This window comes from Herbaspirillum sp. CF444 (assembly GCF_000282135.1).
In the GTDB taxonomy this organism is placed as follows: Bacteria; Pseudomonadota; Gammaproteobacteria; order Burkholderiales; family Burkholderiaceae_D; genus Herbaspirillum.
The window spans coordinates 14,276-36,569 of the sequence record NZ_AKJW01000020.1; the positions used below are offsets into that span (position 1 = coordinate 14,276).

A 22,294-nucleotide genomic window follows, 5' to 3' on the forward strand; every position below is an offset into this window, starting at 1 on the left:
CCTATGGATAACGAAATGCCCGATTCCGTCGTCAAAAAACATTGAAATGAGATTTTGTCCTACAGAAATCTTGCCGGCGACGGACATAAAATGAATCACCTTCGATCCCCAATGGTGAGCCGCCATGAGCAAGAAACTCGATTATCCCGTCGCCGACATCCGCCACTACCTGGAGCCGGGACCGGTCGTGCTGGTCACCTCGCGCTGGCGGGATGAAACCGATGTCATGACCTTGGGCTGGCATACGGTGATGGAATTCACGCCCTCGCTGGTCGGCTGCATCATCGCCTCCGGCAACCACAGCTTCGAACTGATCCGCGGCAGCCGCGAATGCGTGATCAACATCCCGACGGTGGAGATGCTCGACACCGTGGTCGACATCGGCAACTGCTCCGGCGCCGAAGTCGACAAGTTCAGCCGCTTCGGCCTGGCGACGAGTGCCGCAAGCAAGGTCGGCGCACCGCTGATCGACGATTGCTTCGTCAGCCTGGAATGCAAGCTCTATGACGACTGCCTGATCGACACCTACAACTATTTCATCTTCGAAGTCGTCAAGGCGCACGCTGCGGCGAGTCCGAAACATCCACAGACGGTCCACTACACCGGCGAAGGCGAATTCATGGCGGCGGGCAAACACGTCAGCCGGCGCGGTCGCTTCGCAGCGCAAAACCTGTAATTACCTTCCCCTCGCTCAAAACAAAAAGACCGCACGGTTGCACGTGCGGTCTTTTTTTACAGCACCTTTTTCTGCTCATCCCCGAGCGGGATCAGGCATCCAGTTCATGCTCAATGCGACGCAAGGAATCCGACGACGACAGCCGCGCTGCCGACGGCGTGATGTCGATGGCGCGCTTGGAAGATTGCGAAGCGGCATTCGTCACGATGCGCGCGGCGTCGAGCTTGAACACGCCGACCACCTGCTCCAGCGTCTCGGCCTGATCTTGCAGCGCTTGCGCGGCGGCGGCGGCTTCTTCGACCAGCGCGGCGTTCTGCTGCGTGACGTCGTCCATTTGCGAGACGGCCTGGTTGACCTGGCTGATGCCGCTGCTTTGCTCTTCGCTGGCGCTGGCGATTTCGCCGACGATGTCGGTGACCCTCTGGACGCTGCTGACGATGTCGCTCATGGTGGTACCGGCCTGCTGCACCAGTTTGCTGCCGGAGCCGACCTTGTCGACGGAGTCGTCGATCAGCGTCTTGATCTCTTTTGCCGCTGCCGCCGAACGCTGCGCCAGGCTGCGCACTTCGGATGCCACCACGGCAAAGCCGCGGCCTTGTTCGCCGGCGCGCGCGGCTTCCACGGCAGCGTTCAAGGCCAGGATGTTGGTCTGGAAGGCGATGCCGTCGATCACGCTGATGATGTCGACGATCTTGCGCGACGAGTCGTTGATGGAGTTCATCGTGTCGACCACCTGGCGCACCACGTCGCCGCCTTGCGAAGCGATGTGCGATGCCGACAGCGCGAGCTGGTTGGCTTGCTTGGCGTTCTCGGTGTTTTGCTTGACGACGGAAGTCAGTTGCTCGAGGCTCGATGCGGTTTCTTCCAGCGACGCGGCCTGCTGCTCGGTGCGCGACGACAGGTCGGTGTTGCCGACGGCGATCTGCTTGGCGGCGACGCTGACCGAATCGGTCGAGGTGCGCACCGTGCCGATCACGTCGACGATGCGCGCGCGCAATTTGTTGAAGGCGGTCGCGGCGTGGCCGATTTCATCCATGCGCTCGACGTGCATCGGCTTGGACAGGTCCAGCGAGGCGCTGACTTCCTCGAAGGTATTTTTGATGTTGCGCAGGCTGCCGCTGATGTTGCGATACAGCGTCAGCGCCAGCGTGCCGGTCAGCAGGATCGCCACGACGATGACGGCGACCATGCTCTTGAAGGCGAACTCGTAGGCGGCGACGCTTTCCGCGCGCACGTCGTCGACCAGCTTGTTGTTGTAGGCGATGTGATCGTCGATGCCCTTCTTCACGCCTGCCGCCGAAATCGCCAGCGGACTGCCAGCCACCAGCGTGGCCCGCACGCCGTCCATGTCGCCGGCATGCGCGGCGGCGAAGAACGGAATCAACGCCTTGCGATAGGCTTCCATGTTGGCCTTGTCGGCTTCCAGCATCTTGCCGTCGGTCTCGTCGTAGATCTGTTCTTTCGCATACTTGGCGACCACGTCGTCAAACGCCTTGTTGGCGTCGGCCACGGCCTTGTCCAGCGCCGTCTTGTCGCTCAGGTTGGAGAACACCGACAAGCGGTAACCGGCCAGACGCGTATCGGCGAGGAAACCCTTGGCGGCGTTCAGGCCGCTGATGCTGGGGATGATGCGGTTCTGCACGGTATCGAAGCGCACCTGTGCGCGCTGCAACTGCACAAGGCCGTCGATGCCGACGAACAGGAGAGCCAGCAGGGCCACCGACAAGGTAAGAAGCAGGCGTTTGGTGATTGTCATGGTCGTATCGTTTCTCAAGAAAGTGGATGGGATCCGAAGCTGCGTTGGCTCCGGGGCTGGCGTTGTCTCCTCCCGCGATGGCTGCGGAGGTGCATGCTGGCAAATGTGTTGCAAACAGACTACTGCGCCGCCGCATGACGATCCCGCCTGACCGACGGGACCAACATGATAGCGGCGCGGTATGACTGCTTGATGAATCAGGTATTCAGGCGAGCCCCACGCTTAAGCCGCCAGGGAAGCGCCCTCAAAGGCGTCCTGCAGCGATTCGCCGTGCTCGCGGCAAAACTTCTGTCCGGCGCGGTAGCCGACGTCGAACAGCAACTGCATGTTCGACGACGACCAGTCCAGCACTTCCGGCCAGTGTTCTTCCGGAATGCCGCTCATCAGATCGACCTTGAGCAGGCGGCGCAGCGGTTTCCCGGTTTCCGGATGTGTGTTGTGTTCGAGTTCGAACAGACGCATTTCGGTTTTCGATATCTTCACCAGCGGCGTGATGATGGAACGCACCCAGGCGTCGTACAGATTGCGCGGTTTGCGGATCAGGCGGTCTTCGCCGAGGATGTCGAGCACCACCAGCGTCTCGATGTCGTCGTGCTTGCCGGGCTTGCCAGGTGTGGACGTCAGCGGATCGAAATTGAGCGTATCGAGCGCCGCGCCTTCGATGTAATCGTCGCCGTCGATTTCCGTCGGCGGATACAGGAAGGGGAAGGACAAGGCGGCACGCACATGGATGGGCGCAATCTCCGTCTTGTCCCAGATCTGCATCTCGCCCTTGCTCATGTTGTAGGCGTTGATGTAGAACTCCGGCTTCATGCGCGCGATGGCGTCGAAGTCGATCGATTGTTCGAGGAAAGGGTGATGCGCGCACAGGCCCAGGCTCTTGGACGACAGATCCGACGGCGACATGGCCGACAGCATCAGGTGCATCCAGTCGTTCCAGGCGCCGGAGGCTTCCGCAAAACGCTGCGTGAAGACGTCGAGGAAAGGATTGCCGGCGGCCATGGAGGACATATTCGGCATACCGGGCATCGCGGTCATGGACGCCATCCCAGGCATACCCGGCATGGAAGGCATCTGCGACGGCACGTTGTCGCGGAAGCTGCGCGCTTCCTGGCCCGGCTTCTTGAAGATCTTGTAGTTGATGGGGAACATCTTGTAGATGCTGTCGGCCACGCCGACTTCGGCCCAGCGCATCAGCGCCTCGCGCGGCGAACAATCCAGAGGCGCCTGGTACAGCAGGCCCATCAGCACGCCTGCGCCCGACGCCGAGATGACGTCGAATTCGATGCCCTCGTCCAGAAACGCCGTCAATGCGCCGGCGATCAAGGTGGAGTTCGGCGCGCCGCCGCCGATCACCAATGCTTTTTTTCCCGCCCGATACTGATTGGTCATGTGAGCCTCTCAGGTTCCCGTTGTGTTTGGAACAATGCGCATTTCGTAAAAAACCAAAATGATGCACTGCAAAATTTTTCTTCGTGAGGGAAATATAGCTGCAAAGAAACAGAAAGGAAGGACTTGCCGTAATTTAATTAACGCATATCAGGTATTCAACAAGCTGATATGGGGATGCATGCTGCACTTGCGCGGCGCATGCTGTCGATCTTGCAAGACGGGCAACGCGGAATTTCTTTACAAGATGGTGGAAAATATCCGATCGAGTCACGCGTTTATCATGAATCAAAGTCACGCGACGGCCAGATTCGTGTCGATCGGTGCGACGTCAAATATGAAAGTACCTACCTATTCCATTGACGCTTTTTATCCGACAAGACGGCCGGAATATCCGCCCTCCATGCGCCTGCCGATTCCCGCGCAATCAAGGACAATGAGCGCATCCGATGATCCCCGACAGAATTGCGCGCATGTTCAATCAAGCTTATTCACAGGTATTCCCCGACGACCGCCTGACGCTCGGTCTGATGACGCCGCTCATCCCTCCTGCCGGCGTGCTCGCCGATCCCGTCACGGAGAAAGAACTCGCCCGTCGTGCCGAAGCCTGCGGCTTCGCCGCGCTGTGGACGCGCGACGTACCGCTGATGATTCCCCAGGCCGGTGAAGTCAGTGCACTGGACGATCCTTTTCTCTGGCTGGGCATGCTCGCAGGCGCCACCAGCACGATCGCCGTCGGCACCGCCGCCGCAGTGCTGCCCTTGCGTCATCCACTGCTGCTGGCCAAGAGCGCGCTGACCCTGGACCGCTTATCCGGCGGCCGCTTTTTGCTCGGCGTCGGATCGGGCGATCGCGCAGAGGAATTTGCCGCATTCGGCATGACGGCGGAACAAGGCGGCGAGCGTTTTCGCGCGCATTGGGAAGTCGTGCATGCTGTGCTGAATGATGCGCTGGACGATGCGCCGAATGAAGCGGCACGACAGCAGCTGATGCGCGCCACCGGCGGTTATCAGGTGCTGCCGCAGCCTGCGCAGCGCATCGCCATGCTGGCGGTCGGCTCGGCGCGGCAGTCCTTGCAATGGATTGCCGCCAACGCCGACGGCTGGGCCTCCTACCATCGCGAAGAACAACGGCAGCAGGGACGCATCGGATTGTGGCAACAAGCGCTGGCGCAACGTGCAGCCGGCGCAGCCAAACCCTTCATCCAGTCGTTGAACCTGGATTTGCTGGACGATCCGGACGCCCCCTCCGAACCGATCACGCTGGGCATGCGCGGCGGCCGCCATGCCTTGCTCGAGTATCTGCGGAGACTGCACGGCTACGGCGTCGGCCACGTACTGTTGAATCTGGCGCGCCAGGGACGGCCGCGCCGCGATGTGATGGATGAAATCGGCCGCGAGGTCATCCCGCAATTGGGATGACCGGCGGGATGCTTATTTACCCCAGCGCAGCACCAGCGGATCGAGACGGCGCGCGATCCTGATCAGGCCTTCGCGCGTGGCCGGATGCATCGCCGGCAACGGATGACGCACGGCGTCCGATTTGATGATGCCGCCTTCTTTCATCAGCGCCTTGCAGGAAGCCAGGCCGCCCTGGCGGTTTTCGTAATTGATCAGCGGCAGCCATTGCTGATAATGCTGCGCCGCCAGTTCGGCATCGCCGGCAAAGTAGGCATCGAGGATGCGACGAATGCCGTCCGGATAACCGCCGCCGGTCATCGCGCCGGTCGCACCGGCATCCAGGTCGGCCATCAGCGTGATCGCCTCTTCGCCGTCCCACGGACCGATGATCGCGTCGCCGCCAAGCGCAATGATTTCGCGCAGCTTGTTGGCCGCCTGCGGCACTTCGATCTTGAAGTAAGAGACATTGGAGATCTCTTGCGCCATGCGCACCAGCAGCGACGGCGACAGCGTGGTGCCGCTGACCGGCGCATCCTGGATCATGATCGGAATGCCGATCGCATCCGATACCGTCTTGAAGAAATCGACAATGCCGGCCTCGCCGATGCGAATCGTCGCACCGTGGTACGGCGGCATGATCATGACCATCGCCGCGCCGGCGTCCTGGGCGATGCGGCTGCGCTGGGCGCAGATGCGCGAACTGAAATGCGTGGTGGTGACGATCACCGGCACGCGTCCGTCGACGTGATCCAGCACCGTGCTGATGAGCGCATTGCGCTCGTCGTCGGTCAGCGCAAATTGTTCGGAGAAATTGGCCAGAATGCAGATGCCGTCGGAACCGGCATCGATCATGAAATCGATGCAGCGGCGCTGTCCCTCGAGATCGATGTCGCCGTGGTCGTCGAAGATGGTCGGCGCCACGGGAAAAACGCCGCGATAAACCGGCGTGCGCGCATTCTTGTTTTTGCTCATGATCGTGTGTCCCTCTCTTGATGATGCGGACGGCCGCTTGATGACGTTGCCTTTGCGGCGTCGATCCCAAGGCGAACCAAGGCGGACGATGGAGCAAAGCGTCAACGACCTTTCAGCAACTGATTGACTTGCTGAAACTCCATCGGCGGATAGTAATAGAACCCCTGGAAGAACTGGCATCCGATGGCCTTGAGAAATTTCTCCTGCACCAGGGTTTCCACGCCTTCGGCGACGGTCGTGCAGGAAAGGATTTTCGCCAGCGACACCACCGCGCGGATAATCAGCTCGCTCTTCTCGCTGATCCCGATTTGCGCCACGAAGGACTGGTCTATCTTAATACTTTTCGTCGGAAAGCGACTCAGCTTCTGCAAAGAAGAGTAGCCGGTGCCGAAATCGTCGATGGTAATGCCGTAACCTTTCGCATTGAGCGCCTCGAGATGGCTGATGGCCAGGTTTTCGTTGCCGACCAGGCCGGTCTCGGTGATTTCGAACTCCAGATAGTCGGAACTGACGCGGTGCTTCAGGCAGGAGGCGTTGACCAGGTCGAGCAGATCGGCGCGCACGATGTCGATGGCCGACAGGTTGATGGCGATCGGCAGGCAACGATCGCCCGCATCCAGCGTCTGGCGAATATAAGTGCAGACGCTGTCGACCACGAACGCCGTGATGAAATGGATCGCGCCGCTGCTCTCCGCCACGGGGATGAATTCGGCCGGCGATACGTCGCCCAGCGTCGGCGAGCGCCAGCGTATCAGCGCCTCGAGACCGACGATCTCGCCGTCGCGCGTCACCTTGGGTTGATACACCAGACGCAGTTCGTTCTCGCGCAAGGCCATGAGGATGGCCTGTTCGATATTGAGGCGGCGACGGATTTGCGCGGCGGCTTCGTCGTCGAACACGGCGACGTTCTGACCGCCGGATCGGCGCGCCGTATCCAGCGCCAGCTTGCCGCGCTGAAGCAGCTCGTCGCCGCTGGTTTCGCCGGGACGCGAGAACGCCACGGCCATCGAAATCTGCACCGGCTGACGCTCGCCGTTGATCACCAACTCTTCGGGCAAACTGCGGCGGATATGTTCGATCTGCGGAATGGCGTCGCGACGGCCATGCGTGCTTTCGATCGTGAAGCCGAACACCACGCTGCGCAACCGGCCGCACAGACTGGCGTCCGGCAGCAGGCGCCGGAGCACATCGGCAAAAGCCACGATCAGGTCATCGCCCGCCGCGTTGCCATGCGCGTCGTTGACGTATTTGATGCTGTCGAGCCGGATGATGATCAACGCCAGCTGGCGGCGCGGCGGCATGGTGCTCAGGGCTGTCCCCAGCTGCTGCAGCATCAGGTCGCGATTAGGCAAATGGGTGAGCTGGTCGTGGCTGCTGAGGAAGGATTCGCGTTCCTTGCTGCGGGTCAGCGCTTCCTGGATGCGGCGCATCTGCGAGATGTCGCGCAGCAGGACGATGTAGTGGTTCTCCGACGTCGGCGAGATGGTTTCTATCGAGATGAGCCGGCCGTCCCGCGTCTCGAATTCCTGCCCCGGTTTGAGCGCGAGAATATCGGCGGTCTTTTCCTCTCTGTCCTTGCACTTGTGCGCCAGCAGCGCGAACAGGCTTGCGCTCTTCCTGTCCTGGCGGCCGATGATGGCGTCGGCCAGCGAATTGGCTTTGAGGATGCGCGCCTGGGCGTCGCACAACAGAATCGCGCCGCCGGCGTTTTCGAAGATTTCCTGATATTGCGCATGGCTGCTTTCCAGCTCGCTGCTGGCCGTGCGGTGGCGCCTGATCGCCGCGTCAAGCGCATGCAACAGGCGAAACACGCCCAGCGGCACGCAGATGTTGAAGAACAGGAACAGCAAGGCCTGGATGTAGGCATGCGCATTGGCCAATGGCGTCACCAGGCCCGGATAGCTCGGCAGCGGCTCGTTGCGAAGCAGCAGCATGAACGGAAACACATTGACCGCCATCAGCACCAGCGCCAGGCGGGAGCCGAAGAAGATGCGCGCGATCAGCGGTGCGGTATAGACGAACATGATGCCCAGCTTGGCGATCTCGGCGTCGTTGATGAAATAGACGATGCAGAACGCCGCCGCATAAATCGTCGCGATCAGCATGGCGCTGCCGATCACCGGTCGGCGCACGGAAGCGAATACCGCCAGCGACAACGCGAGGAAAAAACCGGTCACGATCACGACGATGTAATAAGCGCCGACCTTGACGGCATCGATGGCGCTGAGCAGGCCGATGCCGAATTCAAGCAGCAGGCCCGACACCAGGATGATGCGCAGCGCGCTCTCTTTCCAGACCGTGTTCTCCGCTGCGCTCAGCGCATTTTCTTTAAGCAGTAGCCACTGGAACATTGTATTTTTCTTGGTGAGTTTGGGCGTTTGCGGACTGCCGCTGCCGTTAACGGCATTCAAGTCGCATTGCGTTGCCGGCAGACGAGGGGGATATTTTCGTCATGGCGGCATGCCATCGCGGCACGCTGGTCGCATGTCGCCGGCTCTTGCCGCGTGCCGCACCGGTGATTCGCTGGCTATAACCCGGTTACGAAGTTAATTAGTAACAAGCTTTCATTCCGCTTCGCATAGTCTCACAAACAATTTCCATTAAGCAATAACAATCAGTATCGGCGGCACCGGATTTTTATATGACGGCTCGCATATGGAAAGAGGTCGCCGACAATGCGCAGGCCGATGTTGCATGGCTGTCAATAAAAAACCCGCCGGTTGCTGCCGATGGACTTGCATTATTTACATTGCTGAGCGTATCGCCGCAGGTGCACGGACAAAAAAACCGCGGGCAGATTCGATCTGCATCGCGGTTTCTTCTCCGGGAAATCCGATGGCCGGATTCCCCTTGTGCTGCCTGGCTGAACGCCGGGATTAACGCCGGGACAGCTTGAACACGCTGACCACCTGCGTCAGTTTGCTCGCCTGCTCTTGCAGGGACTGTGCGGCGGCGGCGGCTTCTTCCACCAGCGCGGCGTTTTGCTGCGTGGTTTCGTCCATCTGCGTGATGGCGCGATTGACTTCTTCGATGCCGGTGCTTTGTTCGGTGCTGGCGGCGCTGATTTCGCCGACGATGTCGGTCACGCGACGCACGCTGGCAACGACTTCGGTCATGGTTGCGCCTGCCTGCACCACCAGTTTGCTGCCGACATCGACTTTCGACACCGAGTCGTCGATCAGCGCCTTGATTTCTTTCGCGGCGGCGGAAGAACGTTGCGCCAGGCTGCGCACTTCGGACGCGACCACCGCGAAACCGCGCCCCTGTTCGCCGGCGCGCGCAGCTTCCACTGCAGCGTTCAAGGCCAGGATGTTGGTCTGGAAGGCGATGCCGTCGATCACGCTGATGATGTCGACGATCTTGCGCGACGAGTCGTTGATCGAGCCCATCGTATCCACCACCTGCCCGACGACATCGCCGCCCTGCTGCGCGACTTCCGACGCCGACACGGCCAGTTGATTGGCCTGGCGCGCGTTGTCGGCGTTTTGCTTCACGGTCGAGGTCAGCTCTTCCATGGCCGAGGCGGTTTCTTCCAGCGAGCCGGCTTGCTGTTCGGTGCGCGAGGACAGATCCATGTTGCCGCTGGCGATTTGCGTGGAAGCAGTGGCAATCGTGTCGGTGCCGATGCGAACTTCGCCAACGATCTTCAGCAGGCTGTCGTTCATGGCGCGCAAGGCTTCCATCAGGCGGCCGGTCTCATCTTTGCTTTCGGAACGGATATCGGCGCCCAGGTCGCCTTCGGCGACGCGCTGCGCAATATCCACCGCCTTGTTGAGCGGCACCGACACGATGCGTGCAACCCAGATGGCCAGTCCCAAAGCGATGATCACGATGGAGATCAGCAGGCCGAGAATCCAGCCGCGCGCCACGTTGAAAACCTTGTCTGCCTCATTGTTGGAACGCGTCGTCCCGTCTTCGTTGATCTTGACGAGACCGCCGAGCTGTTCGACGGCCTGGCGGAACAGCTTGTTCGACTCGCCCTTGTACTGCGCCCGCGCTTCGTCTTTCTGGTTGGCGCGCGACAGCGCCAGGATCTTCTTATTTTCCGCCAGATACTTTTGCATGGTCTGCTGGAATTGCGGATATTGCACGCGCTCTTCCGGTTCGGAAATCATGCCCTCATAGCTCTTGAGGTCCTTGTTGATGATCTCCATGCGCGTCTTCATTGCCTTTTCGGCATCTTCGTAATCCTTCTCTTCCGTCGCAATGATGTGCTGCAATTCGGAAATGCGAAAGCGCGCCATCGATGTCTGCAATTGCAGGCCGACCTTGATGCTCGGCATCCAGTTGGTCGCGATTTCGGTGGACGCCTGATTGACCTTGACCAGCTCGACGATGGAAAAAATACCGAGCGATGCGGTAAGAACAATGACGGCGAGAAAGGAGAGGATCAGTTTTTTGGCTATGTTCAGGTTATAGAACCAGGTCATGATGATTGCCTTAGGTGAAGATATGAATTGCTGTTTGTTTGACGTTTTATTTTGGTTTGACGTTTTATCTAGGACCGCGGCACAGTCGGCACCAGTATCCCGTGAATGGTACGCACCCTGCCCCCTTCTTCATCATGGAAGAAGGAGGTTGTTTACTACCCATTTGTAGTGACGGGAATGTCCTGAAGCGGTGCCCTGCCGGGCCTGCTGGAGATGTCTGCCGCCAATTTTCACATGGCAATGTGATCGGGATGTGACGCAATGCCGGACTTTGCGCCTGACGGGTTCCTGACGGCGCCGCCGCTCCGGTTCAGGCCGGCCCGGCGGCGTAAATGCGATAAAACGCATCGAGGGCGCGCTCGACCGACTCTTTGACCTTGGCCGGCGGCAACGACGTGATCACGTTGAGGATACGCCCCTCGGCCCATTCGGCCTCGATCAGCACGCGGAACTGAATGCCGGCCAGCCATGGGTCGGCTTCGCGAAAGATGCCTTTTTCCATGGCGCGTTTCATGAAATCGGCAATGGCGAGCCAGCCGCGCCTCGGGCCGTTTTCGTAATACATGCAACCCAGCTCGGAGCGCTCCGCGTTGTAGTACAGCAGGCGCCGGACCGCGATCACTTCCGGCGACAACACCAGATGCAGGTATTTGTTGGCAAACAGTTTCAGCGTCGCGCGCGCCTGATCGGGGCCCTTGCTGTCTTCTGCAAGGATGGCGAACAGCGACTCGAACTGCATGCCGGCCTGCTGCTTCATGACCGCCAGAAAGATCTCTTCCTTCGATGAAAAATAGTTGTACAGCGTCGCCTTCGAGCCGCCCAGGCGCGCAGAAATCTCGGCCATCGACGCGCGGTCGAATCCTATCTCGTTAAACAATTCCGCCGCGACATCGATGATGGCCTGGCGCCGTTCTTCACTTTTCTTGCGCATGTAAATCTTTGTCTGTATGGCTGGACGGCAATCTCGGCTATTGCCTCGACCTTGACCGCCTCCCACCTGGTTTCCCCGGAGGCTGTTGCTTTTTTTTGCGACTGCAACATTTGCCCCGGTATTTTCGCCTAGTTTTGCTTGACGCTCGTTAAAAGTCAATACTATACTGAACTGTACAGTTTAATTATGAGTGGATTTACATCATGGAAGTTCAATCCGTTTCCTTCAGGAAAAACCGTCGGCGTTCGTTGCCGACCTTGTCCGCACTGGCGATGGCGGCGCTGACGCTGGCCGGTTGCGCGCAGTTTTCCGACCTCGGCCCGCGCGCCGAACCCAAGGCGGCAGACGCCTATCAATCGTCGCAATCGCTGGCAGGTACGGCGGTCGCCTGGCCCGACGACAACTGGTGGACGGCCTACGGCGACAAGCAGCTCAACACGCTGATCGGCGAGGCTTTGCACGGTGCGCCGTCCATGGCCGTGGCGCGAGCGCGCCTGCTGAAGGCCGAAGGCGCAGCGCAGCAGCAAGGCGCAGCTTTGCTGCCGCAGGTCAGCGCGAACGCCTCGCTGGACCGCATGAAACAAAGCTATAACAACGGCGTGCCGCCCGACTTCGTGCCGCGCGGGTACAACAACGAAACACGCGCCACGCTCGACTTCAGCTACGAAATCGACTTCTGGGGCAAAAACCGCGCCGCACTCGCCGCCGCCACTTCCGAGCTGGAAGCCGCGCGCGCCGATGCCGCACAGGCGCGCATCACGCTGTCGACCTCGATTGCCGCGGCCTATGCCGAACTGGAACGCCTGTTCAGCCAACGCGACACCTCCGAAGCTGCTTTGCAAGTCCGCGTGGAAACCGAAAACCTGTTCCGGCAGCGTCGCCTCAACGGCCTGGAAACCGAAGGCAGCGTCAAACAAGTGACCGCCCGCCGCGCCCTGGCCGAAGCCGATCTGCTGAGCCTGGACGAATCGATTGCGCTCCAACGCAACAAGCTGGCGGCGCTGGCCGGCGCCGGTCCGGATCGCGGCCTGCAACTGGCGCGCCCGGTGATCGACATGTCCAAGCCGTTCAACCTGCCGAAAGAATTGCCGGCCGAATTGCTGGGGCGCCGTCCCGACATCGTCGCTGCACGTCTGCGCGCCGAATCGGCCGCCAAGCAGATCAAGGTGGCGCGCGCGCAGTTTTATCCCAACGTCAATCTGAGCGCTTACTTCGGCTTCCAGTCGCTGGGCACCAACCTGCTGACGCAATCCGGTTCGAGCATCGGCAGCTTCGGCCCGGCGATCTCGCTGCCGATTTTTGAAGGCGGCCGTCTGCGCGGACAGTTCCGTTCGGCCAGCGCCAGCTATGACGAAGCCGTCGCCAATTACGACAGCGCGGTCACGCAAGCCCTGCAGGATGTCGCCGACGTCGCCGTCAGCGAGAAGGCGCTCAGCGGTCGCCTGAACAAGACCGAAGAAGCCGCGCACGCCGCCGAAGAAGCCTATCGCATCGTGCGCAATCGCTACGAAGGCGGCCTCACCAATTACCTCGACGTGCTCAATGCGCAAGATGCGCTGCTGACCAATCTGCGCGAACTGTCGACCCTGCGTTCACGCATGTTCGCCCTCGACGTCTCGATGGTGCGCGCACTCGGCGGCGGCTATCAGAACGCCAGCTAATCAAATTCAACAAGATACAAGGAACCGTCATGTCACACAGTGATTCCCAAGCAATTCAAACCATCGTCGCCACCACCGACAAGGCGCCGGGAAAGCGCAAAAAGATGTTCGCCATTTTTGCCGGCGTGGTCGCCGTCGCCGCCATCGGCTACGGCACTTACTGGTATTTCATCGGCTCGCGCTACGTCACCACCGACAACGCCTACACCGCCGTCGAAGTGTCGCAAGTGACGCCTGCCGTCAACGGCATCGTCTCGGAAGTCAAAGTCGTCGACACCCAATACGTCAGGCAAGGCGACGTGCTGGTCGTCATCGACAAGCGCGATGCCGTCCTCGCGCTGGCGCAGGCCGAAGCCGACCTGAGCCGCGCCGAGCGCCGCGTGCAAGGCTACTTCGCCAACGACACAGGTTTCGTGGCGCAGGTTCAGGCGCGCGAAGCCGAACAGAAACGCTCGGCCGCGCAACTGCTGTCCGCGCAAGCCGACCTGCAACGCGCCGAACTGGATCTGCGTCGCCGCGAAGCGCTGGAAAAATCCGGTTCGGTCTCGGGCGAAGAACTGACCAATGCCCGCACCACCGTGCTGACCATGCAGGCCAACCTGAAAGCCGCCGAAGCCGGCCGCATCCAGGCCGACGCCAACCGCAACGCCACCATCGGCGCGCAAAAGGCCAGCACCGTGCTGACCGCCAACACCACCGTCGACAGCAATCCGGAAGTCACGCTGGCGCGCGCCAAGCGCGACCAGGCAAGACTCGATCTGGAACGCACCGTGCTGCGCGCGCCGGTGGACGGCGTCGTCGCCCGCCGTCAGGTACAGGTCGGTCAACGCGTGCAAGCCGGCACCGCCCTGCTGTCCGTGGTGCCGACGCGTTTGATGCACGTTGACGCCAATTTCAAGGAAGGCCAGCTGGCGCAGGTACGCCTGGGTCAACCGGTCACCATGAAGGCCGACATCTACGGCAGCGCGGTGGAATACCACGGCACCGTCATCGGCGTGGCCGGCGGTACCGGTTCGGCCTTTGCGGTCATCCCGGCGCAGAACGCCACCGGCAACTGGATCAAGGTCGTACAACGCCTGCCGGTGCGCATCTCCATCGACAGCAAGGAACTGGTGGCGCAGCCGCTGAGCGTGGGCCTGTCGATGGACGTCTCCATCGATACGCGCGGCAAGAGCGGTAGCGGCAATGCCGGCAACACGGCAATGACCTCCAACGGCGCATTGACTGTTGGCGAAAATAAAGCGGCCAACGCATCGACTCTGTAATCAGGCGCCCATCATGTCATCCAACTTTTCCGACGCGGCCATGAAGCCGCTGGAGGGCGCGCAGCTGGTCGGCGCCGGCTTGCTGCTGGCGGCCGCCAACTTCATCGCGGTGCTCGACACCACGATCGCCAACGTCTCGGTGTCGACGATCTCGGGAGCGCTCGGCGCCTCGTCGAGCCAGGGCACCTACGTCATTACTTCCTACGCGGTGGCGGAAGCGATCACCGTGCCGCTGACCGGCTGGCTCGCCAACCGCTTCGGCACGGTGCGCGTATTCATCACCTCGATGATCCTGTTCGGCCTGTTCTCCGCGCTGTGCGGCCTGGCCAATTCGCTCGGCATGCTGATCGCCTTCCGCGTGTTGCAAGGCCTGGCCGGCGGTCCGCTGATGCCCTTGTCGCAAACCCTGCTGCTGCGCATTTTCCCCAAGGAGAAAGCGCCCGCCGCGGTCGGCTTGTGGGCCATGACCACGCTGATCGCGCCGATTGCCGGACCGATCCTCGGCGGCGTGCTGTGCGATCAATACAGCTGGCCCTACATCTTCTTCATCAACGTGCCGGTGGCGCTGCTGTGCGGCTACATGGGCTGGAAGATGCTCAAGCGCTACGAATCGCCGTTGCTGAAGCTGCCCATCGACAGGATCGGCCTGATCCTGATGATCGTCTGGGTCGCCGCCTTGCAACTGATGCTCGACGAAGGCAAGGAAAAAGACTGGTTCGCGTCCAACGAAATCATCATCCTGGCGCTGGTGGCGGTTGCCGGTTTTATCGCCTTCATGATCTGGGAGCTGACCGAGCGCAATCCGATTGTCGACCTGCGGGTGTTCCGCCATCGCGGCTATTCCGCCAGCGTGACGACCATCTGCCTCGCCTTCGGCGCCTTCTTCGGCGCCACGGTGCTGACGCCTTTGTGGCTGCAAGGCTATATGGGCTACACGGCGACGCATTCGGGCGAAACCACGGCGATGAGCGGCATCCTCGCGGTGATGACGGCGCCCTTCGTGGCAAAGATGTCGACCAAGGTCGATCCGCGCAAGCTGGTCTTCATCGGCGTGATGTGGCTGGGTGCGGTGACGCTGTTCCGCAGCTTCAACACCTCCGACATGACCAACTTCCAGATCGGCTGGCCGCTGCTGCTGCAAGGCATCGGTTTGCCGTTGTTCTTCGTGCCGCTGACCGGACTGGCGCTGGCCAGCGTGGATGAGTCGGAGATGGCGTCGGCGGCAGGTCTGATGAGCTTCTGCCGCACCATGTCGGGCGCGATCGCTACTTCGCTGGTCAACACCAGCTGGGAAAACAAGTCGATCTACTATCACGCCGAGTTGTCCGGCCTGGTCGACCAGTTCGGCGATGCGGTCAATGCGCTGACGCAGGCCGGCATGTCGCTGGACCAGGCGCGCGCCAGCATCGAGCAGACCTTGCAATCGCAAAGCATCATGCTGTCGACCAATCATATCTTCATGATGGCGGCGATCTCATTCGGGCTGGCGGCGACGGCGGTGTGGTTTGCGCCGAAACCGACGCGGGTGGCGGATACTTCGGCGGCGCATTGACCGCGCATTGACGGTACTTGGCCAAAAAGAAAACGGGACCCGCGGGTCCCGTTTTTCATGCCTGCTCGTCAACTCATTTTTGCGCCACTTTTTCCTCGGACCAGTCGCCGCCCAAGGCCTTGATCAGGAACACCGACGTCAGCATGCGCTGCCCCATCAGCTGCGCCGCCTGGCGTTCGCTGTTGAGCAACGACTGCTGCGCGGTGATCACGTCGAGATAGGTCGCCACGCCGCCTTCATAACGGCTGTTGGCAATGTCGAGCACGCGACGTGCTGAAACAATCGCGGCCTGTGCCTGCGCATACGCACGGTCCAGCGCCGAGACGCCGGTAATGCCGTCTTCGACTTCCTGCATCGCGGTCAGCACGACCCGGCGGTAATTCGCCACGGCGACGTCATAACCTCCTTTGGCGAAATCGACGTTGGCGCTGATGCGGCCGCCATCAAACAAAGTCTGCGTTGCCGAAACGCCCAGCGACCACAGCACGCTCGGCGCATTGAACAAGGTCTCGATCGCGCGGCTGTCGACGCCATACGACGGCGCCAGAATGACGCTCGGGAAAAACGCCGCGCGCGCGACACCGATCTGCGCATTGGAGGCAGCCATGGCGCGTTCGGCGGAAGCAATGTCGGGACGGCGTTCCAGCAGGTCGGACGGCATGCCGATCGGCACCGCCGGCGGCGTCATTGGCGCCAGTGCAGGCGGCAATGAGAAGTTCGGCGCCGGCGTGCCGGTCAGCGTGGCGATGGCATGCTCATATTGCGCGCGCGCCTTGCGCAAGACGTCGACTTGCGTCAACGTGGTGTCCAGCAAAGCTTGTTGCTGGGCGACGTCCAGGCCCGATGTCGCACCGAGGTCATGGCGCGAAGTCGCCAGTTCCAGCGCCTTGCGTTGCAGCTCGATGGAACGCGACAGCACGTCGAGTTCGACATCCAGCTCGCGCAGGTTGAAGTAGTTGCTCGCCAGATCGGCGCTCAGCAGCAGGCGCGTGTTTTCCAGATCGGCGACGGCTTGCTCGGCCGAGGCGCGCGCGCCTTCGACGCTGCGCTGCACGCGGCCAAACAAATCGACTTCGTAGCTGACGTTGACGCCCAACGCAAAATCGTTCTGCACCGTTGCGAAGTTCGCCGCGTTGTAGTTGGTCAGCGGACGGTTGCCGGAGATGCGCAGGCGCGAAGCGCGCACACCGGCACTCACTTGCGGATACATGCCGGCCGAGACGGAATTGGCCGTTGCTCGCGCCTGCGTCAGACGCGCAGCGGCAACCGCCAGCGTCTGGTTGCCGTCCAGCGCCTGTTGCTGCAAGGCGTTCAATTTGGCGTCGCCAAAACGTTCCCACCACGCGCCCTTGACTTGCGTGTCGCTGGGCGTGCTTTGCCGCCACGGCGCGTCGAGCTGCCAGGTCACCGGCATGTCGACCTCGGGCTTGCGATAGTCGGGACCGGCCGCGCAACCCGCCAGAACGGCGCTCAGCACAATGGCAGAGGCAGCCACAGCAATCGGATTCAGGCGCAGCTTCATCACGACTTGCCTTGTTCAGCTGGTTTGCCGTCCGCCTTGGTTGCCGGATTCGCGGCAGGCTTGGTTTCCGGCGCCAAGGCGACTTCATCGCCTTCCGCCACCGAGTCGGACGGATTGAGGATCAGGCGTTCGGCACCGGTAATGCCGTCGAGCACTTCCACGGTCTGGCCGTAGTTGCGGCCGAGCTGCACGCGCTTCAGATGCACGCGGTTCTTGTCATCGACTGCAGCGACCAGGGTACCGTCACGACGGAAGATCAAGGTATCGGTGGACACCACCAGCGCGCCGCTCGGTTTCAGCGGCAAGGCGACCTGGACGAAGGCGCCCGGCAACAAGACGCCATCGGCGTTCGGCAACGACACTTCCACCTGCATGGTGCGCGTGGCGGTATCGATGGAAGCGGCGGTGCGCACCACTTTGCCGTCGAAGCGCTGGCCGCGCAGTTCGGATTGCGTCACCACGACCTTCTGGCCCTGCTTGATCAGGTTGGCGTAAGACTGCGGCACGTTGATGTAGACGCGCAGCGGATCGGTCTGCGCCAGCGTGAACAGGGCGCGTCCGACGCCGCCGCCGGCGCCCGGATCGATCAGGTCGCCGACGTCGACGTTGCGGCGCGTGATCACGCCGGCGAACGGCGCGACGATGCGCTTGAAGCCTTCCACCTGGCGCAGGCGTTCGACGTTGGCATCGGCGGCGGCCAGATTGGAACGCGCTTGCGAATAGCCGCTGCGACGCTCGTCGAGTTCCTGTTGCGAGACGGCGTCTTTCTTGCGCAATGCCTCCCAGCGGTCCACGGTGCTCTTGGCCAGTTCCAGGCTGGAAGCGGCCTGCTGGCGCGCGGCGATGGCTTGCGACAATTGCTGATCGATTTCCGGCGTATCGAGTTCGGCCAGCAACTCGCCCTTTTCGACGCGACTGCCGATGTCCTTGTGCCAGCGCTTCAGGTAACCGCCGGCACGCGCCGAAATCGGCGACTGCACATAACCTTGCAGCGTACCGGGCAATGACAGCGTCTGGCCTGCGTCGCTGCTTTTGGCGATGGCGGTCTTGACGTATTGCCTGGCGCGTTCGACGGTGCCGGCTTCCAGCTCGCGCGCATTGAAGACGCGGCTGATGACGGTGCGGGCGGCGCCAGCGGCGAGCAGCAGCAGCACCACGACCATGACGATCTTGGTGCGGCGTACGATCTGCTGACGTTTCAGCAGCTCTCCGGAGGCATCCGGATCCACGGGATGGATGCCGAGTTGAGAATGACGTTCTTGCGACATTGCTTCCTATCTCCTGTTACGGCTGCTGGGGCTGAGGGGGCTGGGGTGGCGTATCACTGCTATCGGCAGGCCCGTGCCCGTGATGCCGGCGCGCTTCTTTGCGGCGCGCCAGTCGTTGATGAACGCCGGCGAAAACGACGGGAACGAAAAATAAAGTCGACACGGTGGCAAAGATCAGGCCGCCGATCACGGCACGGCCGAGCGGCGCGTTTTGTTCTGCGCCTTCGCCCAGACCGAGCGCCATCGGGATCATGCCGATGATCATCGCCAGCGCCGTCATCAGCACCGGACGGATACGCGTGGCGCCCGACTCCAGCGCCGCCGCCAGCGGCGTGGCGCCTTCATCCTTGCGCTGGCGCGCGAACGACACGATCAGGATACTGTTGGCGGTCGCCACCCCCATGGTCATGATGGCTCCCGTCAAGGCCGGCACCGAGAGCGTGGTGCCGGTGATGAACAGCATCCAGGCAATCCCCGCCAGCGCCGCGGGCAAGGCGGCAATAATGATCGCCGCGTCGATCCACGACTGGAAGTTGACCACCACCAGCAGGTAGACCAGCACGATCGCCATCGCCAGGCCGACGCCCAGGCCGATGAACGATGCCTGCATGGTCTGCACCTGACCGCGGATCGCAATCTGGCTGCCGCGCGGCAGCCTGGGCTTCATTTCCTCGACCAGCTTGCTGACCTTGCCGGCAACGGTGGCGAGATCGGTGCCCTGCACGCTGACGAACACGTCGACCGCCGGCAGGATGTTGTAGCGCGACGAGATCGCGATCTGGCGGCCTTGTCTGACGTCCACCAGATTGCCCAGCAATTGCGTGTTGCTCGGAGCTCCGCTTGCCGTGGCCGCACCGCCGGCACCGACAGGAATGTTCAACAACGCGTCGAGCGAATCGACGCGATATTGCGGCGACTGCACGGCGACGTTATAGACCACGCCGTTTTGCGGATTGAGCCAGAAGGCCGGCGTCGTCTGCGAGCTGCCCGACAAGGCGATCAGCACGTTCTGGCCGACGTTGGCGGCGGACAGGCCGAACTGCTGCAGACGGGTGCGATCCATCTGCATGTCCAGCGCCGGACCGTCCAGGCGTTGATGCACGTGGGCGTCGACCGCGCCTGGGATCTGGCGAATTTTCCTGGTCAGTTCGGCGGCCAGCTCGGCGTTCTTTTCCAGGTTCTGTCCGGTAAACTGCACATCGATCGCCGCCGGCAGACCGAAGTTCAGAATCTGCGTGACGATGTCGGCCGGCTGGAAGAAGAACTCGATGCCGGGGAAGCGCTTGGGCAATTCGGCGCGCAGCATGCTGACCAGTTGCTCGGTCGGACGGTGTCCTTCATGCAGCGACATCAGGATTTCACCGTCGAGCGTGCCGATGGTGCCGGCGTTGCTGTACGACAGATTGATGCCGCTGTTGGGCACGCCGATGTTGTCGAGTACGGTTTCCAGTTCGCTGGCCGGGATCATTTCGCGGATGGCGGACTCCACCTGATCGGCGATGCGCGCGGTCTCTTCAATGCGCGTGCCGGTCGGCGCGCGCATGTGCAGGCGGATCTGGCCGCCGTCGACGTTCGGGAAGAAGTCGCGGCCGAGGAAGGGATACAGCAGGCAGGACAGCACGCAGAAACCGAGGAAGGCCAGCGCGAAACGACGGCGATGCGCCAGCAACGAGGACAGCACCAAGGTGTAAGCGCGGCGCACGCGTTCGAAGCGCGCATCGAAACCGCGGTACAAGCGTTGCAACAGGCTCGGCTTGCCGCCGCTGCTTCCCCCCTCGGCGCCGTGCGCATTGTTCATCAACAGCATCACCAGCGTCGGCACCAGCGTACGCGACAGGATATAAGACGCCGCCATCGCGAACACCACGGCTTCGGCCAGCGGCACGAACAGGAAGCGCGCCACGCCCGACAGGAAGAACATCGGCACGAACACGATACAGATGCACACGGTCGAGACGAAAGCCGGCACGCCAATTTCGCCGGCGCCGACGATGATGGCGTCGTGCAAGGGCTTGCCCATGTGCATGTGCCGCTCGATGTTCTCGATCGTCACGATGGCCTGGTCGACCAGGATGCCGACCGAGAGCGCCAGCCCCCCCAGCGTCATCAGGTTGAGCGTCTCGCCCAGCATGTAGAGCACCAGGATCGACGCCAGGATCGACAAGGGGATCGTCACCGCGATGATCAGCGTGCTGCGCCAGTTGCCGAGGAACAGCAGCACCATCGCCGCGGTCAGGCCGGCAGCGATCAGCGCTTCGGCGACCACGCCTTTGACCGCCGCTTTCACGAACAGCGACTGGTCGAACAGCGGCGTGATCTTGACGTCGGCCGGCATGGTTTGCTGCGCCTGGGGCAGCAACGCGCGCAGGTTGTTGACGATGTCCAGCGTGGACGCGCCGCCGTTTTTCAGCACCGACAGCAGCACGCCGCGCACGCCATCCTGGCGCACCACGTTGGTCTGGGGCGAGAAACCGTCGCGCACGTAGGCGACGTCGCGCAGGTAAGTCGTTGCGCCGTTGGCGGCGGTGCGCACCGGCAAGTCATTGAGACCGGCGACCGCTTCCGGCGAACCGTTCATCTTGATGGTGTATTCGGTGGCGCCGAACTTGGCGGTGCCCGACGGCAGGATCAGGTTTTGCGTATTGACCGCGTTGACGACGTCGACCGGCGACAGGCCGCGCGCCTGCAGCGCCTGGGTATCCAGATCGACCGAGATCAGGCGTGTTTTACCGCCGTAAGGAAAAGGCACGGCGACGCCGGGAATCGTGATGAGTTGTGGGCGCAGCGTGTTGACGGCGGCGTCGAACAGCTGTTGCTCGGGCAAGGTCGGGCTCGACAGCGCCAGTTGCATGACCGGGATGCTGGACGCGGAATACTTGATCACCAGCGGCGGCGTGATGCCGGGCGGCAGTTGGCGCAGCTGCGATTGCACCGAGGCGACCACCTGGGCGATCGCGTTCTGGATGTTGGCGTTGGGCTGGAAGAACACCTTGATCACGGCGACGCCGGCCAGCGATTGCGATTCGATGTGTTCGATGTCGCTGACCACGGTGGTCAGGCCGCGCTCGTTCTGGGATGCGATGCGCTGCCCCATTTCCTGCGCGGACAGGCCGTTGTAGTTCCAGATGATGCTGATCACCGGAATATTGATTTCCGGGAAGATGTCCGTCGCCATTTTCATGAGGACCAGCGGCGTGGACAGCACGATCAGCATCGCCATCACAATAAAGGTGTACGGGCGACGCAGCGCCAACTCGACCATTGACATGAACTTTGGTTCCCTGAAATGAGACTTTTATTATACTCAGAATAATTTGCCGTAAAGCTACTGTCCTTGCGCCTTTTCCTTCCGTTCTTATTCTTTTCTTGCTCTTTTTGTTCTTTTCATCCCGCTTTTGCCGTCTTTCTGCGTCCAACCGACAAAAGCCTTACCATTTCACTGTCTCGTTTCACCGCTCCGCCGTCAAAGCCA

General features: G+C 61.6%; 14 protein-coding genes. 5 read left to right on the forward strand and 9 right to left on the reverse strand.

Annotated features, from left to right (window positions below):
* Positions 1-124: 124 nt before the first annotated feature.
* Entirely contained in the window at positions 125-676 is a 552-nt protein-coding gene (locus tag PMI16_RS05335; RefSeq protein WP_007877183.1) for a flavin reductase family protein, read from the forward strand.
* Between the two features lie 91 nt (positions 677-767).
* Here PMI16_RS05335 and PMI16_RS05340 read toward each other — a convergent pair whose 3' ends face one another.
* Complete coding sequence (locus tag PMI16_RS05340) at positions 768-2,432, reverse strand: methyl-accepting chemotaxis protein (protein ID WP_007877185.1); 1,665 nt, start codon at positions 2,430-2,432, stop codon at positions 768-770.
* Positions 2,433-2,654: 222 nt separating this feature from the next.
* Positions 2,655-3,824, reverse strand: a complete 1,170-nt coding sequence (locus PMI16_RS05345) for a patatin-like phospholipase family protein (RefSeq protein WP_007877186.1) — start codon at positions 3,822-3,824, stop codon at positions 2,655-2,657.
* 470 nt (positions 3,825-4,294) lie between these two features.
* Between PMI16_RS05345 and PMI16_RS05350 the strand changes: the two genes are divergently transcribed.
* Positions 4,295-5,242, forward strand: coding sequence for a TIGR03571 family LLM class oxidoreductase (locus PMI16_RS05350; protein WP_034379327.1), 948 nt, complete (start codon positions 4,295-4,297; stop codon positions 5,240-5,242).
* A gap of 12 nt (positions 5,243-5,254) precedes the next feature.
* Here PMI16_RS05350 and PMI16_RS05355 read toward each other — a convergent pair whose 3' ends face one another.
* The 4 genes from PMI16_RS05355 to PMI16_RS05370 form a co-directional block, all read right to left on the reverse strand.
* Positions 5,255-6,193, reverse strand: coding sequence for a dihydrodipicolinate synthase family protein (locus PMI16_RS05355; protein WP_007877190.1), 939 nt, complete (start codon positions 6,191-6,193; stop codon positions 5,255-5,257).
* Positions 6,194-6,294: 101 nt separating this feature from the next.
* Positions 6,295-8,544 carry a putative bifunctional diguanylate cyclase/phosphodiesterase gene (locus PMI16_RS05360; protein WP_007877191.1) on the reverse strand — a complete coding sequence of 750 codons (2,250 nt, stop codon included), beginning with the start codon at positions 8,542-8,544 and terminating at the stop codon, positions 6,295-6,297.
* Positions 8,545-9,069: 525 nt separating this feature from the next.
* On the reverse strand, positions 9,070-10,623 hold the full coding sequence (locus PMI16_RS05365; RefSeq protein ID WP_007877194.1) for a methyl-accepting chemotaxis protein: 1,554 nt from the start codon (positions 10,621-10,623) through the stop codon (positions 9,070-9,072).
* Between the two features lie 310 nt (positions 10,624-10,933).
* Positions 10,934-11,554, reverse strand: a complete 621-nt coding sequence (locus tag PMI16_RS05370; RefSeq protein ID WP_007877196.1) for a TetR/AcrR family transcriptional regulator — start codon at positions 11,552-11,554, stop codon at positions 10,934-10,936.
* 203 nt (positions 11,555-11,757) lie between these two features.
* Here PMI16_RS05370 and PMI16_RS05375 point away from each other — a divergent pair, with 203 nt between their 5' ends.
* Genes PMI16_RS05375 through PMI16_RS05385 form a run of 3 tightly spaced genes read left to right on the forward strand, consistent with a single transcriptional unit; the run spans position 11,758 to position 16,032 of the window.
* Positions 11,758-13,215, forward strand: coding sequence for an efflux transporter outer membrane subunit (locus PMI16_RS05375; RefSeq protein ID WP_007877198.1), 1,458 nt, complete (start codon positions 11,758-11,760; stop codon positions 13,213-13,215).
* Between the two features lie 29 nt (positions 13,216-13,244).
* On the forward strand, positions 13,245-14,480 hold the full coding sequence (locus PMI16_RS05380; RefSeq protein WP_007877201.1) for an HlyD family efflux transporter periplasmic adaptor subunit: 1,236 nt from the start codon (positions 13,245-13,247) through the stop codon (positions 14,478-14,480).
* 13 nt (positions 14,481-14,493) lie between these two features.
* Positions 14,494-16,032 (forward strand): DHA2 family efflux MFS transporter permease subunit, encoded by a 1,539-nt coding sequence (locus PMI16_RS05385; protein ID WP_007877202.1) that lies wholly within the window; start codon positions 14,494-14,496, stop codon positions 16,030-16,032.
* Positions 16,033-16,105: 73 nt separating this feature from the next.
* Here the strand turns inward: PMI16_RS05385 and PMI16_RS05390 are convergent, their stop codons facing one another.
* Genes PMI16_RS05390 through PMI16_RS05400 form a run of 3 tightly spaced genes read right to left on the reverse strand, consistent with a single transcriptional unit; the run spans position 16,106 to position 22,090 of the window.
* Complete coding sequence (locus PMI16_RS05390; protein ID WP_007877203.1) at positions 16,106-17,554, reverse strand: efflux transporter outer membrane subunit; 1,449 nt, start codon at positions 17,552-17,554, stop codon at positions 16,106-16,108.
* A complete protein-coding gene (locus PMI16_RS05395) occupies positions 17,554-18,822 on the reverse strand; it encodes an efflux RND transporter periplasmic adaptor subunit (protein ID WP_007877204.1) in 1,269 nt (422 codons plus the stop codon). Before PMI16_RS05395 ends, PMI16_RS05390 begins: the two co-directional genes overlap by 1 nt.
* A 16-nt stretch (positions 18,823-18,838) precedes the next feature.
* Positions 18,839-22,090 carry an efflux RND transporter permease subunit gene (locus PMI16_RS05400; RefSeq protein ID WP_007877212.1) on the reverse strand — a complete coding sequence of 1,084 codons (3,252 nt, stop codon included), beginning with the start codon at positions 22,088-22,090 and terminating at the stop codon, positions 18,839-18,841.
* Between the last annotated feature and the right edge of the window lie 204 nt (positions 22,091-22,294).

Excerpts from the sequence above, each read along its gene's own strand:
- PMI16_RS05355 (WP_007877190.1), bottom strand. The coding sequence starts at position 6,193 with ATGAGCAAAAACAAGAATGCGCGCACGCCGGTTTATCGCGGCGTTTTT.
- PMI16_RS05380 (WP_007877201.1), top strand. The coding sequence starts at position 13,245 with ATGTCACACAGTGATTCCCAAGCAATTCAAACCATCGTCGCCACCACC.
- PMI16_RS05370 (WP_007877196.1), bottom strand. The coding sequence starts at position 11,554 with ATGCGCAAGAAAAGTGAAGAACGGCGCCAGGCCATCATCGATGTCGCG.
- PMI16_RS05395 (WP_007877204.1), bottom strand. The coding sequence starts at position 18,822 with ATGTCGCAAGAACGTCATTCTCAACTCGGCATCCATCCCGTGGATCCG.
- PMI16_RS05390 (WP_007877203.1), bottom strand. The coding sequence starts at position 17,554 with ATGAAGCTGCGCCTGAATCCGATTGCTGTGGCTGCCTCTGCCATTGTG.
- PMI16_RS05400 (WP_007877212.1), bottom strand. The coding sequence starts at position 22,090 with ATGTCAATGGTCGAGTTGGCGCTGCGTCGCCCGTACACCTTTATTGTG.
- PMI16_RS05375 (WP_007877198.1), top strand. The coding sequence starts at position 11,758 with ATGGAAGTTCAATCCGTTTCCTTCAGGAAAAACCGTCGGCGTTCGTTG.
- PMI16_RS05340 (WP_007877185.1), bottom strand. The coding sequence starts at position 2,432 with ATGACAATCACCAAACGCCTGCTTCTTACCTTGTCGGTGGCCCTGCTG.
- PMI16_RS05360 (WP_007877191.1), bottom strand. The coding sequence starts at position 8,544 with ATGTTCCAGTGGCTACTGCTTAAAGAAAATGCGCTGAGCGCAGCGGAG.
- PMI16_RS05350 (WP_034379327.1), top strand. The coding sequence starts at position 4,295 with ATGTTCAATCAAGCTTATTCACAGGTATTCCCCGACGACCGCCTGACG.
- PMI16_RS05385 (WP_007877202.1), top strand. The coding sequence starts at position 14,494 with ATGTCATCCAACTTTTCCGACGCGGCCATGAAGCCGCTGGAGGGCGCG.
- PMI16_RS05335 (WP_007877183.1), top strand. The coding sequence starts at position 125 with ATGAGCAAGAAACTCGATTATCCCGTCGCCGACATCCGCCACTACCTG.
- PMI16_RS05365 (WP_007877194.1), bottom strand. The coding sequence starts at position 10,623 with ATGACCTGGTTCTATAACCTGAACATAGCCAAAAAACTGATCCTCTCC.
- PMI16_RS05345 (WP_007877186.1), bottom strand. The coding sequence starts at position 3,824 with ATGACCAATCAGTATCGGGCGGGAAAAAAAGCATTGGTGATCGGCGGC.